This is a genomic window from Aestuariibacter salexigens DSM 15300, from assembly GCF_000429145.1.
Taxonomy (GTDB): Bacteria; Pseudomonadota; Gammaproteobacteria; order Enterobacterales; family Alteromonadaceae; genus Aestuariibacter; species Aestuariibacter salexigens.
Genome location: NZ_AUBH01000011.1, coordinates 1 through 20,118, shown reverse-complemented (window position 1 = coordinate 20,118; position 20,118 = coordinate 1). Strand labels below are relative to the sequence as shown.

Annotated in this window: 19 protein-coding genes and 1 pseudogene; 5 read left to right on the top strand and 15 right to left on the bottom strand. The window is 46.7% G+C overall.

What is annotated here, in order from left to right:
- On the bottom strand, positions 1 to 2,079 hold the full coding sequence (locus G441_RS0113640) for an EAL domain-containing protein (protein WP_026376867.1): 2,079 nt from the start codon (positions 2,077 to 2,079) through the stop codon (positions 1 to 3).
- A gap of 141 nt (positions 2,080 to 2,220) precedes the next feature.
- Here G441_RS0113640 and G441_RS0113635 point away from each other — a divergent pair, with 141 nt between their 5' ends.
- Together G441_RS0113635 and G441_RS19355 are read left to right on the top strand one after the other, a co-directional pair.
- The gene (locus tag G441_RS0113635) at positions 2,221 to 4,335 is read left to right on the top strand and encodes a cyclic nucleotide-binding domain-containing protein (protein ID WP_026376866.1); all 2,115 of its coding nucleotides are present in this window, start codon (positions 2,221 to 2,223) and stop codon (positions 4,333 to 4,335) included.
- Between the two features lie 112 nt (positions 4,336 to 4,447).
- On the top strand, positions 4,448 to 5,170 hold the full coding sequence (locus G441_RS19355) for a substrate-binding periplasmic protein (protein ID WP_169726086.1): 723 nt from the start codon (positions 4,448 to 4,450) through the stop codon (positions 5,168 to 5,170).
- Between the two features lie 2 nt (positions 5,171 to 5,172).
- Here G441_RS19355 and G441_RS0113625 read toward each other — a convergent pair whose 3' ends face one another.
- The 13 genes from G441_RS0113625 to rpsJ all read right to left on the bottom strand — a co-directional run bounded on the left by G441_RS0113625 (position 5,173) and on the right by rpsJ (position 12,200).
- Positions 5,173 to 6,354: a 3-deoxy-D-manno-octulosonic acid transferase gene (locus G441_RS0113625; RefSeq protein WP_156896376.1), complete on the bottom strand. Its 1,182-nt coding sequence runs from the start codon at positions 6,352 to 6,354 to the stop codon at positions 5,173 to 5,175.
- A 162-nt stretch (positions 6,355 to 6,516) separates the two neighbouring features.
- Positions 6,517 to 7,143 (bottom strand): YiaD family glycine zipper/OmpA-like lipoprotein, encoded by a 627-nt coding sequence (locus tag G441_RS0113620; protein WP_026376863.1) that lies wholly within the window; start codon positions 7,141 to 7,143, stop codon positions 6,517 to 6,519.
- A 117-nt stretch (positions 7,144 to 7,260) separates the two neighbouring features.
- Positions 7,261 to 7,518, bottom strand: a complete 258-nt coding sequence (gene rpsQ / locus G441_RS0113615) for a 30S ribosomal protein S17 (RefSeq protein ID WP_026376862.1) — start codon at positions 7,516 to 7,518, stop codon at positions 7,261 to 7,263.
- Positions 7,518 to 7,709: a 50S ribosomal protein L29 gene (gene rpmC / locus G441_RS0113610; protein WP_026376861.1), complete on the bottom strand. Its 192-nt coding sequence runs from the start codon at positions 7,707 to 7,709 to the stop codon at positions 7,518 to 7,520. Before rpmC ends, rpsQ begins: the two co-directional genes overlap by 1 nt.
- On the bottom strand, positions 7,709 to 8,122 hold the full coding sequence (gene rplP, locus G441_RS0113605; RefSeq protein WP_026376860.1) for a 50S ribosomal protein L16: 414 nt from the start codon (positions 8,120 to 8,122) through the stop codon (positions 7,709 to 7,711). Before rplP ends, rpmC begins: the two co-directional genes overlap by 1 nt.
- A gap of 2 nt (positions 8,123 to 8,124) precedes the next feature.
- Positions 8,125 to 8,829: a 30S ribosomal protein S3 gene (gene rpsC / locus G441_RS0113600; RefSeq protein ID WP_026376859.1), complete on the bottom strand. Its 705-nt coding sequence runs from the start codon at positions 8,827 to 8,829 to the stop codon at positions 8,125 to 8,127.
- Between the two features lie 9 nt (positions 8,830 to 8,838).
- Positions 8,839 to 9,168, bottom strand: a complete 330-nt coding sequence (gene rplV, locus G441_RS0113595) for a 50S ribosomal protein L22 (RefSeq protein ID WP_026376858.1) — start codon at positions 9,166 to 9,168, stop codon at positions 8,839 to 8,841.
- 10 nt (positions 9,169 to 9,178) lie between these two features.
- On the bottom strand, positions 9,179 to 9,454 hold the full coding sequence (gene rpsS, locus G441_RS0113590) for a 30S ribosomal protein S19 (protein ID WP_026376857.1): 276 nt from the start codon (positions 9,452 to 9,454) through the stop codon (positions 9,179 to 9,181).
- Positions 9,455 to 9,469: 15 nt separating this feature from the next.
- Positions 9,470 to 10,294 carry a 50S ribosomal protein L2 gene (gene rplB / locus G441_RS0113585; protein WP_026376856.1) on the bottom strand — a complete coding sequence of 275 codons (825 nt, stop codon included), beginning with the start codon at positions 10,292 to 10,294 and terminating at the stop codon, positions 9,470 to 9,472.
- Between the two features lie 14 nt (positions 10,295 to 10,308).
- Entirely contained in the window at positions 10,309 to 10,611 is a 303-nt protein-coding gene (rplW, locus tag G441_RS0113580) for a 50S ribosomal protein L23 (protein WP_026376855.1), read from the bottom strand.
- The gene (rplD, locus tag G441_RS0113575; protein ID WP_026376854.1) at positions 10,608 to 11,213 is read right to left on the bottom strand and encodes a 50S ribosomal protein L4; all 606 of its coding nucleotides are present in this window, start codon (positions 11,211 to 11,213) and stop codon (positions 10,608 to 10,610) included. Before rplD ends, rplW begins: the two co-directional genes overlap by 4 nt.
- Positions 11,214 to 11,231: 18 nt before the next feature.
- Entirely contained in the window at positions 11,232 to 11,870 is a 639-nt protein-coding gene (gene rplC, locus G441_RS0113570; RefSeq protein WP_026376853.1) for a 50S ribosomal protein L3, read from the bottom strand.
- 18 nt (positions 11,871 to 11,888) lie between these two features.
- Positions 11,889 to 12,200 (bottom strand): 30S ribosomal protein S10, encoded by a 312-nt coding sequence (rpsJ, locus tag G441_RS0113565; protein WP_026376852.1) that lies wholly within the window; start codon positions 12,198 to 12,200, stop codon positions 11,889 to 11,891.
- A 466-nt stretch (positions 12,201 to 12,666) separates the two neighbouring features.
- Between rpsJ and G441_RS0113560 the strand changes: the two genes are divergently transcribed.
- Positions 12,667 to 14,817: a GspE/PulE family protein gene (locus G441_RS0113560; protein ID WP_156896381.1), complete on the top strand. Its 2,151-nt coding sequence runs from the start codon at positions 12,667 to 12,669 to the stop codon at positions 14,815 to 14,817.
- 325 nt (positions 14,818 to 15,142) lie between these two features.
- Complete coding sequence (locus G441_RS0113555; RefSeq protein WP_156896375.1) at positions 15,143 to 15,775, top strand: hypothetical protein; 633 nt, start codon at positions 15,143 to 15,145, stop codon at positions 15,773 to 15,775.
- Here the strand turns inward: G441_RS0113555 and G441_RS0113550 are convergent.
- Entirely contained in the window at positions 15,772 to 19,794 is a 4,023-nt protein-coding gene (locus tag G441_RS0113550; RefSeq protein ID WP_156896374.1) for an ATP-binding protein, read from the bottom strand. The genes G441_RS0113555 and G441_RS0113550 overlap by 4 nt on opposite strands.
- 26 nt (positions 19,795 to 19,820) lie before the next feature.
- Between G441_RS0113550 and G441_RS0113545 the strand changes: the two are divergent.
- Positions 19,821 to 20,118: pseudogene (locus G441_RS0113545) on the top strand (IS3 family transposase); the annotation flags it as partial.

Sequence of the window (20,118 nt, the reverse complement as noted above, 5' to 3'; positions counted from 1 at the left end):
TTAATCGTTAACCGCTTTGGGGGCTGACAGCTTTTCCAGCGGCTCGGGTCGGCCATATAAGTACCCCTGCAGCAAGTCACAGCCATGTTCAATTAAGAACTCGGCCTGTTCCCGGGTTTCGACCCCCTCAGCACAGATGGTGAGGTCAAGATGCTTGGCCATTTGAATGATGGTTCGGGTAATCAGACTGCTGCGTTCAGATAGCCCAACTCTATCGACAAATTGCTTGTCGATTTTCAGACTATCAATACGTATCTGGGTCAGGTAGCCCAGCGATGAATAGCCCGTGCCAAAGTCATCCAGTGCGATAAGACTGCCCATGCGACGGATATTCTTAAAGAACACATTCGCGATATTGAGATTTTCAAGATAGGCCGACTCGGTAATTTCAAATTCAATGCTGCTTGGATTTATCCCATATTCAGCAAATACTGAGGCAAGGTCGGTGGCTAATCCATCGTCTTTCAGGTCGTGAACAGACAGGTTGATCGCCACTGTGATGTGGTTTGTATGAATTTTTTCCAAATCAGGCAAATCAAGACAAGCACGTTTCACCACCCACTTGGTGATGCTCGATACTTTACCGCTTTGCTCAGCGATGGGGATAAACTCAGCGGGCGATATTTCACCCAGCTCGGGGTGATGCCAACGGACAAGGGCCTCGTAGCCACAGACGTTTTTATGTAGGTCTACCTTAGGTTGATAGTGCAGACGGAATTCATCATGCAGTAGCGCATGGGCAATGGAGTTGGCTATCAACACCTTACGCTTGTTGTTCTCCATCATATCTGTGGCAAACACGGTAAACTGTCCACGACCTGACATTTTTGAGCGGTACATCGCCACATCGGCATTACTAATCAGGTCGGATAGCTGGAAATCCGCATCGCTCGCTCTGGCAATACCGATACTGACGCCAACCTGGACTTCCCATTGTTCAACCATCATCGGCTTGCCCAGGTGATCAATCAATCTGCCTGCGATCGCAACCAAAGTGTCTAACTCGGGATTGTCATGCAACAAAATCAGAAATTCATCGCCCCCCAGCCGGGCAAGCAAATCGCCTTCACGGATCAGTTTTTTGACATCTCGTGCAATGCTTATCAGGAGTTTATCGCCGACGTCATGACCGAAAGAATCATTGACTAGCTTAAAACCATCTAGATCGAAAAACATCAGCGCCAGATCGCTGCCTTCTCGTTTGGCACGGGCTAGCTCGAGGCGCAGGCTCTCCATAAAAAACTGTCGGTTAGGCAGACCGGTTAAGGCATCGAAGTTAGCCAGCTTTTCCATCTGTTCTTGCTGTTCAAGCAACAGCTGGGTCTGCTGTTTGTTTTTTTCCATCTCATCATTAATGTCTTGCATCATGCTGTTAAAATCTCGAGTAAGTTCAGCAATTTCACGCTTGCCATCAACCTTGGTGGTGAGCCCGTAATCCTTGGTCTGCTTGATTTTGTGAGTAAAGCTGGCCAGTGCGAAAAGTGGATTCAGGACCTGATTTTGTAGTGCGATCATCAGCAGTACGACAACCAACAGGATACTGCCGACCACCGGCAAGGCACGACTAAACAACAGTGCTTTGGCGCGTGCAAGTGGCCCGGCTAGGTCATTGACGATAACCAGATAGCCAAGTGGTAGGGATATGTCTCCTATGCGTTTGACCGCAATGATATTGCCCTGCTCAACACCCATTCCGATTGAACGGGCAATCAGTTGTGCATAGTCGGGCTCAGCAAGTGATGCCAATTGTTCAGCCGTCTTATTCGCCGTCGTCGCATTACCTATGTAAGGCTGTATAAGGTTTTTATCGCTGTCGTAAACGGCAGCGTACTTGACGTTTTCGTACTGGTCGAGGCGTAACAGCAGCGTAGTAATTTGGAAGGGATCCGGGCCATCGGCCAATGAAGGGATCATATCACTGGCCATGTTCTCCGACAGACCATTCAGATCGTCCGTCGCGGAATCACGATAAAAAGACTCATACATGCCAACCGTGAACCACAATATCGCCGTGCTGACGGACACAATGGCCAGCACGATGATTGCGGTCAACGACGAACGAAGACTATTGAACAGCATGGTTGGAGTTCAAAATTATCATGCAACAAGCCTATCATATGCTGTCTATTTTCCCATCGTTTAAAAATATAAGTAAGCCGACATTCATAAGAATTGTTCTATAGTAAAAGAACCCCAGCATCCGGCAGTAAGCAATTCGACATGGACGGCCAGCAAATTATTCTTGGCGCAAAATCCGATAAAGTAAGTATCGACCAAAACCAGCATCTATTTACTGCTGGAGAGGTCAACACGTCATTCTATCGCGTTGTGCAAGGACAGCTCTCAGTTTCTATGCGCTATCGAGACGGCAGCATCGCCCTGTTAACAGTAAGCGAAGGACAGTGGCTAGGCGAGTTACCGCATAACCAAATGAGCTCACACCTGCTTGATGCAAAGTCGATGACGCCTTGCTTAGCGGAGAAGTATGATTGGAAAGACGTCAAACACAAGGAAAGAGCGAATATTTTGTTGCTCGATTTGTTTGCGCCCGTGCTGCAAAAGTTTCATTTCTGCCAGGCCATGCTCAATGCATTGAATCACCTGAGCGTTGAGGTTACGGCTCGCTTTGTACAAAAGCTAATGCGCTATTGTGATGAAGTGGAGCTTGACGCTGGCCAGACACTGTTCAAACAAGGTGAGAATGCCAATGCTGCCTACTTGTTGCTGAGCGGCAGGCTGGAAGTCACAATAGGTAGTAGCGCTACAGAAGTGGGACAAATTACTCGCGGTGAACTATTTGGCGAAATGGGCTTGTTAACCGGCGAACCCCGCTCAGCCACCCTCACCGCCGCCAGACATTGCCATCTGGCCAGATTACCTGCGGCGTCATTTCAAAGGCTGTTCAAGGCATTTCCTGAGCTTGGGCAGTTTATGATTAATACCTTGATCCGGCGACTGCAGGCACAGAATGAACGTTTGTCACGCAATTCTGCGGCCCGTAACAGACTGATTTTATCCTGCAATGGGGTGACGGAAGACGGACTTGATCCAGTCTTAACACTTTGCGAGAAAGCCAATACAGGCTTTTTTAATCACCAGCTTGCACAGTTGGCATTGCGTACCGATAGCGGTATGGTCACCGATAATGATGTCTTGGCCGAGTGGCTGGAGGAGCAGGAACTCAACCATGATCTAAATTTATATCACTGCCGCCTAACCGATAAGGACTGGCTTCAGGCATGCTTGCAGCGTGCTGATGAGCTTTGGATATTTGCTGACAGTAGTCAGTCACCAGCCGCACTGAAACAGCAGCTTGCGAATATCATGGCAACGCCAAGCTGGCAACACACCGATAAAACATTAGTGCTTTGTCACCAGCATGACTTGCCATCTAAAACGCGAACGTGGCTCGACACTCTGGGTATCGATACCCATCTGCATCTATTCAACGACGATGGTAAATCAACACGGCGTATGAGCCGTTACCTGACTGACACTACAGTTGGTCTGGTGCTCGGAGGTGGCGGCGCCAAGGGATTCGCTCACGTAGGAGTCATGCAGGCGCTGGAAGAAGCACAAATCGAGATCGATGCCATTGGAGGTACCAGTATAGGCGCCGTGATGGGAGGGTGGCTGGCGCGGGGCTGGAACAGTGAGCAAGCACGCAAAGCCATCAATCACTATTTCGTGCAAGCTAATCCGTTAGGTGACTACACCCTGCCACTTATCTCTCTGTCTCGCAGCGAACGCCTAGATACGTTGCTACAGCATTCATTTAAAGCGTTATGCATCGAAGATTTGCCCATCCCGTTTTACTGCATGTCATCAGATTTGAGCGTGGCAAGAGAGGTCTGTCATCAGCAAGGTCTGGTCTGGCGGGCGATTCGCGCCAGCCTTTCGATTCCTGGCGTCATTAAGCCGCAGATAGAGGATGGACACTTTTTAGTGGACGGAGGCTTACTCAACAACCTGCCAGTCGATGTCATGCGGCAACAAATTAACGGTACCGTTATCGCTATTGATGTCAGTGACAAAAATTCATTTTTGACCGAGTTGAATGCGTTACCGAGTCCCTGGGCGCTGGCATGGCGAAAATGGGTCGGTCGCGAGCAGTTAAAAGTGCCTTCAATTCTTGAAACCCTGCTTAGGTCGACCATGCTGGCCAGTGATAGTCGGCGTAACCGGGTAAGTCAACAGGCTGACTGCTACATCAAACCTGATGTAGAAGAGTTTGGCATGCTTGCATTTACGCGCGCAGATGAAGTGATCGAAAAAGGCTACACCGAAGGGCAAAAGGTTGTAGAGCAGATTAAGCAGCATCTGAATAACCGCTGATATTGTCGTTATTCGTTCGCAAGGGTATATTGACCAGCTCGAATAGTGAGCAGTCTTGTTGTATATGCGCTTTTTATTCTTTTTGTTTTCATGCGTGTTAGTACCTTCGGTCTTGGCCGCAGATAAGACACTGCGTGTCGGTATTGAGCACTGGCCACCCTTTCAGATCATTCTACAAGGGCAACCTCCAACTGGTTTGGATATAGAATTATTCAGAGCAGTTGCAGAGCGGGCTGGATACAGCGTGCAATTTCAAAAGTATCCGTGGAAACGATCGTTAATCAATTTGCAGCGCGGCGAGCTTGACGTTCTGATGGCGGCCACCTATCTGCCTGAGCGAGAATCTTTTGCTATGTTTTCAGCCGTACCCTTCAGACCCGGCTACAATGGCCTGTTTGTTCATACTGATTCCCCGCTGGCTGATGCCACTATCACCCGTCTTTCCGACCTCAACGATTTTAATGTGCTGATTGCCGTAGTACGGGGCAATATCTACTCCAGTGAATATGCACGTTTGCTCGACGAGAATACCTTCCACCGTCAGTTACTTTGGGTCAGTAATGAGGAGACGACACTGGATTTACTCAAAGCCCACAGAGTAGATGCGATGCTCGGCGGTTTAATAAGCACGCGCTATTTAATCAATCAAAGTGAGATAAGTGATAAGGTCACACTGAAATTGTTGTTACCGGGAGCGGTCGAGAGTGACGCTTACCTGATGTACAGTAAAGCTTCTATGAATTTGTCACAGGTAAACGATTTAGATAGTGCTTTGCGTAGTCTTCATGAAGACGGGACAGTGTCGTCAATAATGTCGCGTTATGAAGATAAGTAAACTTAATCGAGCTCATTGAGCATTGAAGTAAGCGTGATGTTGAGCGCACCCTGATTTTCCTTTATCACCGACAGTCCCTTATTACCCAGTTCTTTCGCTCTATCTGGGAATTGCAACCACTGCGTCAAATGGCGCGTCACGTCTGCATCATCACTGACGTCTTTGATAGCGCCCACGTCACTTAGTACCTGACAGATGCCCGGATTATTGAAACGACTGGGCCCCATGAGAATCGGTAGTCCGAGAGAAGCGGGTTCAAGCGCGTTATGACCACCTCGTTCTGCAATGGAGCCGCCAACAAATGCGATGGCACTATGGGCATAACACTCCATGAGACGACCCATCTCATCAACCAGCAATACCTGTGTGTTGGCTTGCAAATGCTGAGACTCGCTTAATTTCTGCCATTTCAAACCGGATGTTTTTATAAGCTCTTCAACTTCGTCAAATCGTTCAGGATACCTGGGAACAAGAACAAGCAGCACGTCAGATAACTTCGACACTGCTTTTAGCAGCAACGCTTCTTCAGGAGAATGAGTACTACCGCCAACAACGACACTCCGCTCTCCAACGTCATGCCAGCCGAGCCACGCGGTTTGCTGATTATGTGCAGACAGGTCACGATCAAACTTAAGATTGTTGGACAAGGTTAACTTTGCGGGATCAAGACCGAGCTTTAGATAACCTTCGGCGTCTCGTTTGCCCTGCGCATAGACATGACTTAGTGCGTGTAGCATAGGCGTGTAAAGCAATGCGAATTTTGTGTAGCGAGCCGCTGACCTTTCGGTCATGCGGGCGTTAACGATGTCGACAGCAATCCCATGGCATACACAACTGCGGATCAGATTTGGCCATAACTCGACTTCAATGATCACTAATCGCCGAGGTTTAAGCCGACGCAACAAAGGAGTGACAAAAATGGGTAAATCAAATGGCAGATAACAGTGCGCAACCGTGTCGCCAAATTCCGCTTTAGCCCTATCTGAGCCAGTAGTTGTCATTGTTGTAACGGTGATTTGCAGATCGGGTTTAGACTTCATTAACGCTCTGATGAGCGGTGTCGCGGTCACCACTTCACCGACGGACGCGCAGTGAAACCACACGCCGTCCGTTTTTACTTGTGTGAGCGCCTGTTTGTTCAGGCCAAAGCGCTGTAACTGATTGAATAGCGGTTGCTCACTCACTTTACGGGCTTTGATTAGCAACCCGATGAAAATGAGCGGCAATAAAAGTATGAGCAATAAACTGTAAATGCAGCGCGTCAAACGAGCTAAAAAAGGCTCTTTAAAAAACAAACAGTCTATCCTTTAATACTCAAATACCGCGTAAAGTATACCATAGCGGCGTTAACTCACAGGCACGATGCTTAGCTCTACACGTCGGTTTTGTTGACGTCCCATCGCATCATCGTTGCTGGCAATGGGTTTACTTTCACCATACCCCGTCGTCTGAAGGCGAGCGAAGGCAATGCCAGATCTCGCCAGATAGTCGGCCACGCTATTCGCTCTATTCATTGAAAGCTGCTGGTTATAAGCAGCGTCTCCGACACTGTCGGTGTGGCCTTCAATGCTTAATTTGGTTTTATCGTACTTCTTAAGCACGGTGGCCACGTCGTCGAGGACGAGATAAAAGCCTGTAGCAGTCATTGCCTGCCCGGTATCGAAGGTAATATTGCCTGGCATCTGCAAACGAATGACGTCACCCTCTCGGACAATTTTCACCCCCGTATCCGCCAGCTCTTCGCGTAGTTCAGCTTCCTGATTATCCATGTACGCGCCAATCGCTGAACCGGCCAGAGCGCCTAACACCGCGCCCCACACGTACCTGGACTTGGCATTATCGCCGGTTGCTTTACCGGCAACGGCACCTACCACCGCACCAATACCGGCTCCTTTTTGTGTATTGGTAGCGTTGCTGGCACAGCCTGAAAGTAATACTAATCCCAGCGATATCGCAACAACCGATTTATTCATTACATTCTCCATAAATATTCTATGCAGGATGATATAACAAAGCGTTGATTAACGGGAAATGAACAAACAAAAACGCCGCTCAATTGAGCGGCGTTTTTAATTTAATGACAAACCTGATTAATCTACAGATTTGTTAACGATGTCAACCAGCATCCAGTTTTTGGACTTAGACAACGGGCGGCATTCACGTACTGTGACTGTATCGCCGATGTTGCACTGATTGTTTTCGTCATGGGCATGTAGCTTGGTAGTGCGCTTGATGAACTTCCCGTAAATTGGGTGTTTAACAAAGCGAGCTACGGCAACAGTAATGGTTTTATCCATTTTGTTGCTAACCACACGACCCTGTACGGTGCGAATTTTCTGTTCAGTCATTACGCATCAGCCTTTTGAGTCAGAATGGTTTTAACACGCGCGATGTTGCGACGCACTTTTTTCAGCTGGTCAGATTTTTCAAGCTGACCTGTTGCATGCTGCATGCGCAGGTTGAACTGTTCGCGGAGCAGATTAGTCAGCTCAGCATTCAGCTCTTCTACGCTTTTTTCTTTCAGTTCTGTCGCTTTCATTACATCACCGTCCGAGTTACAAAGGTTGTCTTAAATGGCAGTTTTGCAGCTGCCAATTCAAACGCTTCGCGAGCCAATGATTCTGGAACACCTTCCATTTCATATAGCACGCGACCCGGTTGGATCTGACAAATCCAGTACTCAACGTTACCCTTACCTTTACCCTGACGAACTTCCAGAGGCTTTTCAGTAATTGGCTTGTCCGGGAATACACGGATCCAGATTTTACCTTGACGCTTGACGTGACGAGTCATGGCACGACGAGCCGCTTCGATTTGGCGAGCCGTCATACGACCGCGACCAACAGACTTCAGTCCGTAAGTGCCGAAGCTTACCTTGCTACCCGCAATGGCAAGACCACGGTTACGACCTTTTTGCTGTTTACGAAATTTCGTACGCTTTGGTTGTAACATGATTAGCCCTCTCGCTTAGCGTTGCGGCCTTTCTTCTTAGGTGCGGCAGCGGGCTGCTCAGCATTGGCTGCAGGCAATCCGCCCAATACTTCACCTTTGAAGATCCAAACTTTGGTACCGATGATACCGTAGGTGGTCAGCGCTTCTGAAGTTGCGTAATCAATGTCTGCACGGAATGTGTGAAGTGGCACACGGCCTTCACGATACCATTCAGTACGAGCAATCTCAGCGCCGCCAAGACGGCCGCTAACTTCTACCTTGATACCTTTAGCACCCAGACGCATAGCGTTCTGTACCGCGCGCTTCATCGCACGACGGAACATAACACGACGCTCCAGCTGGCTTGAAATGCTGTCTGCAACTAATTGTGCATCCAGCTCAGGCTTGCGCACTTCAGCAATGTTGATTTGCGCAGGCACACCGGCCATTTTAGATACGTGGTTACGCAGCTTTTCTACGTCTTCGCCTTTCTTACCGATAACGACACCAGGGCGTGCAGTGTGAATAGTCACACGGATGCTCTTGGCAGGACGCTCGATAACAATTTTAGACAAAGAAGCATTTTTCAGCTGCTTAGTCAGGTACTTGCGTACCTCATGATCGTTATACAAATTGTCAGCATACTCTGCAGTATTCGCGTACCAGGTAGATGTCCATGGTTTGCTGATACCCAGGCGTATGCCCGTAGGATGTACCTTCTGTCCCATTGTCTACTCCTAGTCTGCTACTACAACAGTGATGTGACTGCTGCGCTTGAAGATACGATCAGCACGGCCTTTGGCACGTGGCTTGATACGCTTCATCGTTGGGCCTTCATCTACAAAGACTTTGGCTACTTTCAGCTCGTCAATGTCAGCACCTTCGTTGTGCTCAGCATTGGCAATGGCTGATTCAAGCACTTTTTTGACCAGCGCTGCACTTTTCTTAGGGCTGTAAGTTAATACTTCCAACGCCTTTTCAACGTGCAAACCGCGAATCTGATCCGCAACCAAGCGTGCCTTTTGAGCAGAAGTGCGGGCAAAACGGTGTTTAGCTAAAGCTTCCATTTCCGACTCCTTATCGTTTGGCTTTCTTATCCGCGATATGACCGCGGTAAGTACGCGTTGGCGCAAATTCGCCCAACTTGTGGCCAACCATTTCGTCACTGACAAATACAGGAACGTGCTGGCGACCGTTATGGACCGCAATGGTCAACCCAATCATATCTGGGATGATCATGGAGCGACGTGACCAAGTTTTAATTGGCTTCTTGTCGCCCTTTTCCACTGCAGCCTCTACCTTCTTCAACAAGTGCAGGTCAATAAAAGGACCTTTCTTGAGAGAACGTGGCATGGTGAATCCTCGCTGTTACTTATTACGACGACGTACGATAAGCTTATCGGTACGCTTGTTGCTACGGGTTTTCTTACCCTTAGTCGGTGTACCCCATGGGGTAACTGGGTGACGGCCACCAGAAGTACGACCTTCACCACCACCATGCGGGTGATCTACCGGGTTCATGGCAACACCACGAACGGTAGGACGAACACCACGCCAGCGGCTTGCACCGGCTTTACCCAATGAACGCAGCATGTGCTCGGCGTTGCCTACTTCACCAATAGTGGCGCGGCAATCCGCCAGTACTTTACGCATTTCGCCAGAGCGAAGACGCAGAGTGACATAAGCTCCGTCACGGGCCAGAATCTGTGCATACGCACCTGCAGAACGTGCAATTTGCGCGCCCTTACCAGGCTTCATTTCGATAGCGTGAACAGTAGTACCTACTGGGATGTTCCGCATCGGCAATGCATTACCTGCTTTGATAGGTGCGTCAGAACCTGACTGAACTGCATCACCAGACTTCGCACCTTTAGGTGCAAGGATGTAGCGACGCTCACCGTCCGCGTACAACACCAAAGCGATGTTTGCAGAACGGTTTGGATCGTATTCAAGGCGTTCGATCTTGCCGGGAATACCATCTTTGTTACGTTTAAAGTCAATCAGACGGTAGTGCTGCTTGTGACCACCACCGATGTGACGAACTGTGATACGACCGTTGTTGTTACGACCACCGCTCTTGCTGTTCTTTTCCAACAATGGAGCGTGAGGGGCGCCTTTGTGCAGTTCAGGATTAACGACCTGAACAACGTGACGACGACCCGCAGAAGTTGGTTTAGCTTTCATTAATGGCATGTCTACTTCCCCTCTTACTCTGCGCCGCCGACAAAGTCGATATCCTGACCTTCTTTCAGCGTCACGTATGCTTTTTTCCAATCGCTACGCTTGCCTACACGAAGACCGTGACGCTTGGTTTTACCCTTTACGTTCACAGTGCGAACAGAGTTAACTTCAACTTCGAACAGTTTCTCAACTGCCGCTTTGATCTCTTCTTTGTTCGCGTCTTTTACCACTTTGAATACAACGGTATTGTTGCCTTCAGCAGCCAGTGTTGACTTCTCAGAAATATGTGGTGCAACGAGCACCTTCAGCAGACGTTGTTCGTTGATCATGCTAACGCCTCCTCCAGTTGCTTAACTGCATCAGCAGTCATCAACACTTTTTCGAATGCAATCAGACTAACCGGGTCAACACCCTGAACGTCACGTACGTCAACCTTGTAAAGGTTACGTGCGGACAAGAACAGGTTCTCGTCAACTTCCGGAGTCACGATCAGCACATCGTTTAATTCCAGTTCTTTAAGTTTAGCCAGCAGCTCTTTCGTTTTAGGCTGCTCAACACCAAACTTCTCTACTACAACCAGACGGTCCTGACGTACCAGTTCAGACAGGATGCTTTTGATCGCACCACGGTACATCTTTTTGTTGACCTTCTGTTCGAAGTCACGAGGCTTAGCAGCAAACGCGCGGCCACCGCCAACCCAGATTGGGCTACGAATTGTACCGGCACGGGCACGACCTGTACCCTTTTGACGCCAAGGCTTTTTACCACCGCCGCGTACTTCAGAACGTGTTTTTTGTGCTTTAGAGCCCTGACGAGCGCCAGCGCCAAAAGCAACAACGACCTGGTGAACCAGGGCTTCGTTGAATTCACGTCCAAAGGTAGCTTCGGATACTTCAAGAGCGCTTTGCGCATCTTTCAATGTCAATTCCATCACTTAACTCCCCAGACGTTATGCTTTGACCGCAGGCTTAACGACAACGTCGCCGCCTGTTGCGCCGGGTACGGCACCTTTAACCAGGATCAGGTTGTTCTCAACGTCAACACGTACTACTTCCAAAGACTGAGTAGTGACCTGCTTGTTACCAAGCTGACCGGCCATCTTCTTGCCTTTGAAAACGCGACCAGGAGTTTGGTTTTGACCAATTGAACCCGGCGCACGGTGAGACAATGAGTTACCATGCGTCATACGCTGTGAACTAAAATTCCAACGCTTAATCGCACCCTGGAAACCTTTACCTTTAGAGGTTCCGGTAACGTCAATCAATTTGGTGTCGTTGAAGATTTCAACAGTGATTTCACTGCCGACTTCAATGCCTTCACCTTCGTTGTTTTCCAGACGGAACTCCCACAGACCACGACCTGCTTCTACACCCGCTTTCGCAAAGTGACCAGCAGCAGCCTTATTAACGCGGTTTGCTTTTTTAGTGCCCGCAGTTACCTGCAGCGCGCGATACCCGTCAGTTTCTTCTGTACGAAGTTGAGTGACACGGTTGGGGGTCGCTTCAATAACAGTCACGGGGATAGATACGCCATCTTCAGTGAAGATGCGAGTCATACCCACTTTACGACCGACTAGACCAATCGCCATTGTTAAAACCCTCTCTTGTTAGCCCAGGCTGATTTGAACATCAACGCCGGCAGCCAAGTCCAATCTCATCAGCGCGTCTACGGTTTTATCCGTAGGCTCGATGATGTCTACCAAACGCTTGTGCGTGCGGATTTCATACTGGTCACGTGCATCTTTGTTCACGTGTGGTGAAATCAGAACGGTGTAGCGTTCTTTGCGGGTAGGTAGAGGAATCGGACCGCTAACCTGAGCACCTGTGCGTTTCGCTGTTTCAACGATCTCTGCCGTTGACTGGTCGATCAACTTGTGATCAAACGCTTTCAAACGAATGCGAATTCTTTGATTAGCCATCGATTAAGCTCCAATCGAAAGAACAAAAAAATTCACCCTTCCACCCCCATATCTGGGTTGAAAGGATGTGCGTAAACCGTTGACCTCCAATTGAGGTCCTGTTCTATAATCAAACGCTTTCAGTAAAGCCTTAGGCGCTGATTTATTGTCCTGATGGCGGTATCCAGTCAGGCAAGTGGGCGCGAATTATACAGATATTTAGTATTGATGCAACGAAATTAGCGCTTTTATTCCCTTTTATTGACAGCCAGAAATATCCTCACTCTTGATTCCCTTTGAATAGTCTACGTATTACTATCTGATTCATGATGTACAGGTGCAAATTAACTTACCTGCGCGTATAGTCAGCCTATGCCTATAATGTAGTTACGAGAGAATGTTCGATAGCGACGCTGTGATTTCCCAACAAGGGCCTGAACAAAAATTAGAAAGCATTGACCGGGTGCTCGAAGCGCATCCGTCGCTCATGGATGCGTATCAGAAAATTGAACCCATGATACTGAGCCTGTTTGGCGCAGAACGCATGAGTATCTTTCAGCGCCGACGTCAGCATCAGGATCTGGTGGCCCGATTTAAAACGGGCAAAGAAACGCGCGAAATCAACGTCCAAATCAGCCCGCAGTCAATAGCCGGTTATGTCGCTCTCTCGCAGCTACCTTTAATCATTTCAGACCCTTACAATGCACAAGAACTGCAGGATATCCATCCGCGCCTGAGGTTTGCTGACAAGTTCGATAAAACCAGTTCTTTCAGAACCAATAACATCCTTTGCTTACCCATTCTTAACGCAGGCGTAATGATGGGCGTGTTGCAAATCATCAATAAGCAAAGTGGCTCGTTTACAGATACAGACCTGGATATAGCGAAAAAGCTTACGGCAATTTTGGGCCAGAAATTCCGTTATGAACTTGGCGGAACCAGCCAACCTTTCGACTACTTGGTTCATAAAGGCCGAGTAAAAGAAAAGCAGCTCAAAGAGCTGACCGATAGCAGCAGCGATACGCGCCAATTAATACAGCGCCTTATTTCAGAACTTCGCATTCCCGAGAAAGAGATTGGCAATGCATTGTCGGTTCACTATCAAGTGCCCTTTGTTAATTATGACCCGGACAAATACCATCTCTATCGGAGCGACAGTAAGCTCAATCTTTCATATCTGAAACGCAATTTCGTTGCTGTTATAGCTGATGTAAAAGAGAATCCCATTGTCTTGATGGCGGAGCCCAATAACGCTGCCCTTTTGATGGAAATTGAAAGCGCCATGGGTATCGACAGCTACGATATTTTCGTCGGGCTACCAAACCAGATATTGCAATATCTTGGGGAAGGTTCTGGTGGTGGTGCGCCAGGTGAGATGGATGAAATTCTCGACGAGATTGGCACCAGCTCGGAAGAATCAGAGGAATCGGTTGACGATTTGTCTGATGATGCGCCAGCTGTGGTGCGATTGGTTTCCAGAATCTTGCACGATGCCAAACGTCTTAATGCGTCTGATATTCACATTGACCCTGAAAAAAATGGCCCAACACGTGTTCGTATGCGTGTTGATGGTGTCTGTCGAGACATGAACCAAGTACCCGCATCACACCATAGTGCTGTGATTGCTCGTATCAAAATCATGTCAAACCTCAATATTGCCGAAAAGCGGGTGCCGCAAGACGGCAAGCTCGCCTTCAAAATGGGCGGCCAACTCGTTGAGGTGCGGGTTGCCACTATTCCCACTGTCGGCGGTGAAGGTGTTGTGATGCGTATTCTGGCATCTGGCGGCGCTCTGCCAATAGATAAGCTTAATATGGCACCAGGCAACAGAACACGTCTGGAGGAAATGATTAAAAAGCCTCACGGTATTCTGCTTGTGGTAGGTCCCACTGGTTCTGGTAAAACGACGACGTTGCATGCTGTGTTGGGATATTTGAATACGCCAGACAAGAAAATTTGGACCGCAGAAGATCCGGTCGAGATCACACAGGCAGGCCTGCAGCAGGTGCAGGTGAGTCCCAAGATTGGTTTCACTTTTGCCAATGCTCTACGTGCGTTTTTACGTGCTGACCCGGATATCATTCTTATTGGTGAGATGCGTGATAAAGAAACTGCGCACGCCGGTATTGAAGCCTCACTGACTGGTCACCTTGTTTTGTCTACTCTACACACTAACTCAGCACCCGAAACGATCACTCGTTTGCTTGATTTAGGACTGGATCCGGTTAACTTTTCCGACGCCTGTGTCGGTATACTTGCGCAGCGTCTGATAAGAACCTTATGTCCTAACTGTAAAGAGAAATACACCGCCACTGAGGCCGATATGGGCTTTATTCATCGACAGTATGGTGAAGAGCATTTGGGCGAACTCAATATTCAGGAGCCATTACAGCTTTACCGCCCCAAAGGGTGCGAAGAGTGTGGCGAGACTGGCTATAAGGGCCGTACTGGGGTACACGAATTGCTTGGCATGACACCAGAATTACGCGGTCTTGTTTACAAGGAAGCATCCGTCTCTGAGATGAAAGCGCAAGCAATGAAAGATGGTATGCGTACATTGACCCAGGATGGCATCTATAAAGTTATCAAGGGTGATACTGATATCGCTCAGGTGCAGATTATCAGCGGTACCAGTTAAAACATAGGGTTTACTTATATCATTATTTGCTTATTAACCGGATCGCAAGGCCACATTTTTAACGATTAAACATTGTTAAAAAGCGATATATTTCAAATTTAATCAAAAGGTTAACGCATCACCACCTCTTAACCGGTTAGGTATAAAAGGTCATAACAAGCTTGTTTTTTGACCGTTTCCCTCTGCTTCTTACTTGGTCATCCGACCAGTTATCTTTATAATTCGCGCCCCATTTATCACAGAGGCAGGGTTGGTGTTATATCGAGTAGCGCTTTTCATAGGGACAATGATCAGTACATTACAAGCGAATGGATTCACAATAGGTGTGCCAGAATTCGTTCAAGGTACGATCTATCAAGCCCAGTTGGAAACCGCATTTGATAAAATGTACTCCCCTCTTGGTCTGCACATCACCTACAGTTACTTGCCCTATAAACGGATGTTAGTATTAACGGAAGAAGGAAAGCTGGACGCTTTGGCATATCAGTTAAGAAGCCAGGAAGAAGGTGCAGCATCCGTTATACGTGTGCCCGAGTCTATGTCTACGATAAGTCTTTCAGCAGGCTGCCTGAAGGCAACCCACTGCAACTTTACGAAAGAGGCACGCTTCGTAGTCGTTAGTGACGTGCTTTTAGCACTCGAATTCTGTGAATCTTTGGCGCTCGATTGCCTCACTGTTTCGACACCTGGCTTAGCCCAAAAGGCACTAAAAGAAGGGTTAGCTGATGTACACATGATGCAGCGTTCACCCCACGTGAAAGCACCTTGCTTAAGCGACGACGGGATTGCTGTTTATCCGATTGCCCACACGGAAATGCCGGTATACCACTATATCGGCGAGCAACACAGCCATTTGGCTGACGAGTTAGCTATCGCGCTAAAGCAGTTTAAGCGCACGCTGTACAAAGACAGTGCTTGTGATCAGGAGCAGAACGACATAACGCCTATCGTCTTTTAACCTGTGCGGTATTTCTCACAATATTGTTTAGGAGAAATACCGTATTCGTTTTTAAAGCAATTGGAAAAGTAGGAGGGCGTCGAAAATCCAACGTCGTAGGACACTTCGGTAATCTGGGCACCAGCACGCAACAACTCGCGAGCCTTTGTTAATCTGTACTTTTTCAGATAATCATTAAAGTTATGGTCAATCATGGCGCCAAGTTTTCGATTTAACTGACGCACACTTACCGCTAGCATCTTCGCAGCAGCAGTTCGATTAAACCCTTCCTTTGCAAAATTTTGCTCTATTGTGAGAGTAAATTTATCAAAGAACATTTGCTCTCGTTCATTGCTAAATTTTATTTTTCTTTCAGAGGATTTTTCATTTGTTAATACATCTTTTATATCAGCAGCGTAGCGTTTTTTGAGAAGCTCTCTTACATCAAGCAGTTGTTCTATCCTTAGCCTTAATTCACAGAATGAAAACGGTTTGGAAATGCAGTCGTCTATACCATATTCAATGCTCTGTAGACGGGTTTGCTTATCTCCCTTTGCAGTCAAGAAAATAACGGGAATGTGGTTAGTTAATGGTTCGCTTTTCAGATAGTCAACCATTTGAAAGCCATCCATATGTGGCATCATTACGTCGGAGATGATGATGTCTGGGATGATATCCCTCGCCTTTACAAAGCCCCGTTTACCATCAGATGCAGCGATGCAATGATAATCCTCTTCAAGTCCGCTAACCAAGTGCTCGAGCAGTCCCGAGTTATCTTCTACGAGTAAAATGGTTTTTTGCTTTTCGTTGGTATCAGTTGTTTGCGTAAAGTCTTCGTTAGTTTCCTTAGTATTGTCGTAGACCTGATCAACATAAGCTTGTGACATAACGCTTTTCGCACTAGAGGCCTCGGAGAAATAGCCTAAGGGCAACACAATACTGAATTCAGTACCCTCATCCAAATGCGAAACAACGTTAATCGTACCTTTATTTGCTTCAACAAGTTCCTTTACCACAGCCAGGCCAACACCACTCCCTTGTTTATCCATGGATTGTTCAAGACGCGTAAAGCGTTGAAATATTCTATCTAGATCTGATTCAGCGATACCGTCTCCTGTATCTGCAATAGAGATATTAATCTCATCGTCCAACTCAGACACCGAAATGTCTATCCTGCCGTTACGAGGTGTGTACTTAATTGCATTGGACAAGAGATTCGCAATAATTTTTTCCAGGGAGTCCTCAATCAGTGCCGCCTGAGGTTGACTGGAATACTCCACATTAATCGTTTGATTTTTTTCATCGGCCAAAGGCTTTAATGAAGACACGACAAATGCCACTGTGTCGTTGACCAAGTAATTTGCCACCGGCAAATCCGTTGTAGAGTCTATCGCTTCTAATTCGAGTAACTGGTCGACAAGGTGAGTCAACCGGGATGCGTTGCTGACAATGGTATTGAGAGAGGATTGCTTTTTATCATCATGCTCATCCTCCAGAAGCTGAGCCGCGGGCCCAGCTATGAGTGTAAGTGGCGTGCGGAACTCATGACTAACATTGGAAAACAGTGCTTTCTTTTGGTCAAGCAAACGTTGAATACGATCTCTACTTGCTTGCACGTCTTTCGTCCTCGCATCGACCAGCAAATTCAATTCATTGTTTTCAAACTTAACGTGACGCAATCTGGATTTATAAAACCCAACAATCCCCAACGCAATGCACAACGCATAAATAAAATATGCTTGCCATGTCCGCCACCAGGGAGGTAACACATTGATATTCAGAGACGTAATAGGCTGCTCGGCATAGCTTCTCGAATCTGACACCCTGACCTGAAACTCATAGTCTCCGGGAGGTAGCGTCGAATATGTCGCCGTTCCGTCTAGTGCGTTTGACCTCATCCAGGCATCATTCAAGCCCAACAACCTGTATTCAAAATCGAGATTCTTTCTTTCCGCGTAGTTTGTTGCCGCGAAGGTTAGGGATATGAGGAAGTCAGAGTATGGAAATGAAATACCTCTCTTATCAATCTTTCCTAATTGACGTTCGTTCTTCACCAAGGTCTTAACCGAATGATCGTAACTATTAACGTCGGTAATCCTTACTGAAGTTGCGCTACTTTGACGTTGGTTTAAAAATGTATTAAGCAATCGTGTGTTTATCAGATAGGAATATTTATCGCCAACGACTATAAGCGAATCCTCCCCATATTTATAAATGCCATTGTATTCAAAATCTTGCTCGAATATACCTGATTCAGTTCCAATAGAAATTGAGTACTCCAGACTCTTATCTAATCGAAATAATCCATTGGTAGTCGTGAACCAAATATTAGACTCGGAATCCTCTGAAACTGACCTGACATGACGTGAATTGCCTATTAATTCTAAAGGAACTGTGTTATCGGCTTGCAAGTTCTCATCCAGAAAACTTAACCCATCTCCATCAGCGAAATACCACACTCTACCTAAACGGTCTTCAAAGATACCGGATATGTTTTTATCACTTAAATGAGAAGCGCTTTTTACCGGATGCCATTCGTAACCGTCCCCAGACTCTAACAAGCCGTTATATGCAGTCGCTAACAAGAAGCCGTGAGTCCTACTTTTATACAATTTAGTAGTGTAAGTATTCTCTAAAACCTTTTTATATCCGAGCTCCTCGCTACCAATAAAAATACCGTAGTCGTTCAGGCCATTTGCAGATATCAGATATTGGCCGTCTTCCAAGATAGAGGCACCCGTAACACTTTCTATTTTTATGGTTGAATTTAAAAGGTTTAAGCTTGTGGAAGACAACTCCATAGAACTTTCTGAGTATTCAATAAGGTCGATACCAGACGTGAAGAAGATTCGGGAGTCATTTTCATCTGCATCAATCACTCTGGCATTGTCAGCGATCAAAAGCGGATTAATACTGCCAGTTAAATTATTTTTAGTGATGCCTTTTGATGTAAGGATAATTGCTTCGTCATTTTTTTCATTTAAACTCACTAGTCCCGTTATTTTTTCGTTACCTGTATGTGCTATATCGATAGCTGTTAGCTCTTTGGTGAAGCTCATTAGTCCAAGCACTGAATGACCAACTAAAAAATCTCCATTCTCCAATGATTCTACTTGAGAGACATAAGCAGCAGTGTGTGCTGAGTATCGCTGTATGCTTTTTTCTACGGCCTCAATATTCCCAGTTAGATTGTCGATATAATAAAGTTGAGAAGCTGCTATTAACGTCGTACCCGAAGAGTTGACTGATATATCAAATATTTCATTTGTGCTTGCATTATCAGCAAATGGATACGACATCACGAAAGCATCATCAGCTTTATCTTTTACAAACAAACCGTCCATAGTGCCTGCAAGTAAATCCCCATTTTGTTTCCTATATATTGAAGTTGCAGGTGCAGTCGTATTCAGTGGAAGTTCAGTTAGTTCGATCTGATCTCTGAATTTAATCCGCAAGATCCTGTTCGAATTATCAGCCACCCAAAGGGTGTCTGATGATGAGGTTGTGATGCTTTGGATGATATTAAACTCAAGATCTGAAAAACTGTCACTGTCGATTATATGGTCAATATTAAAAGACTCTATGTCTACTACAGCTAGCGAGTCCGGGAGACTTACCACCATTTTTGAGTTACCAAGTAAAGATAACGCCCAAGTTGAATTTGAGGGAAGTCCATTCTGCGAGTCGATATGCTTAATGACTCCTGTATCGGAAAATACATAGACTCCATTGTTGTAAGTTGTTATCCAGAGCTGCTCTTTATTATCAACTTCGATTTGAACAATTCGATCAAAGTTAAAAATACTGCTACTGGGAATATGGTGGATATCATTACCAGTTATTCTGAACAAGCCTCCCTCACTGCCAACCCAGATCTGTCCCTCATGATATTTAATCGCGTGAATCATTCCGGTTGCTTCACCATCTAAAATCTTGGTTTGGTCGAACTCTGCCCGAGAAAGAAAGGGAATAATGACAAAAAGAAGAGTCAAAAGACGGCTTAGCATATAGTCGTGACCCGTCCTAAATAGCGTTGACACTTTTCCAACCTTTTTTGGAGAGTGTAATGCATTCAATAAATAGACGAACTCAGCGTGATTATTCCCTCGCTTTTAAATTGGCAGTTGTTGATCAGGTAGAAAAGGGAGAGTTGACGTATCAACAAGCTCAATACAAGTATGGTATTCAGGGTAGTTCGACAGTTTTAGTTTGGCTTCGCAGGCATGGTCGTCTAGATTGGTCCTTAGGCACACCCAGGTTTTTTAAACGGGGAGCAACCATGAGCGAGCAAGAAACAGAGTTGACGCCGGAACAACGTATTAAACAGCTCGAACAACAGTTGGCCGACACGAAAATGAAAGCTG

Excerpts from the sequence above, each read along its gene's own strand:
- G441_RS0113640 (WP_026376867.1), bottom strand. The coding sequence starts at position 2,079 with ATGCTGTTCAATAGTCTTCGTTCGTCGTTGACCGCAATCATCGTGCTG.
- G441_RS0113635 (WP_026376866.1), top strand. The coding sequence starts at position 2,221 with ATGGACGGCCAGCAAATTATTCTTGGCGCAAAATCCGATAAAGTAAGT.
- G441_RS0113620 (WP_026376863.1), bottom strand. The coding sequence starts at position 7,143 with ATGAATAAATCGGTTGTTGCGATATCGCTGGGATTAGTATTACTTTCA.
- rpsQ (WP_026376862.1), bottom strand. The coding sequence starts at position 7,518 with ATGACTGAACAGAAAATTCGCACCGTACAGGGTCGTGTGGTTAGCAAC.
- rpmC (WP_026376861.1), bottom strand. The coding sequence starts at position 7,709 with ATGAAAGCGACAGAACTGAAAGAAAAAAGCGTAGAAGAGCTGAATGCT.
- rplP (WP_026376860.1), bottom strand. The coding sequence starts at position 8,122 with ATGTTACAACCAAAGCGTACGAAATTTCGTAAACAGCAAAAAGGTCGT.
- rpsC (WP_026376859.1), bottom strand. The coding sequence starts at position 8,829 with ATGGGACAGAAGGTACATCCTACGGGCATACGCCTGGGTATCAGCAAA.
- rplV (WP_026376858.1), bottom strand. The coding sequence starts at position 9,168 with ATGGAAGCTTTAGCTAAACACCGTTTTGCCCGCACTTCTGCTCAAAAG.
- rpsS (WP_026376857.1), bottom strand. The coding sequence starts at position 9,454 with ATGCCACGTTCTCTCAAGAAAGGTCCTTTTATTGACCTGCACTTGTTG.
- rplB (WP_026376856.1), bottom strand. The coding sequence starts at position 10,294 with ATGCCATTAATGAAAGCTAAACCAACTTCTGCGGGTCGTCGTCACGTT.
- rplW (WP_026376855.1), bottom strand. The coding sequence starts at position 10,611 with ATGATCAACGAACAACGTCTGCTGAAGGTGCTCGTTGCACCACATATT.
- rplD (WP_026376854.1), bottom strand. The coding sequence starts at position 11,213 with ATGGAATTGACATTGAAAGATGCGCAAAGCGCTCTTGAAGTATCCGAA.
- rplC (WP_026376853.1), bottom strand. The coding sequence starts at position 11,870 with ATGGCGATTGGTCTAGTCGGTCGTAAAGTGGGTATGACTCGCATCTTC.
- rpsJ (WP_026376852.1), bottom strand. The coding sequence starts at position 12,200 with ATGGCTAATCAAAGAATTCGCATTCGTTTGAAAGCGTTTGATCACAAG.
- G441_RS0113560 (WP_156896381.1), top strand. The coding sequence starts at position 12,667 with ATGGATGCGTATCAGAAAATTGAACCCATGATACTGAGCCTGTTTGGC.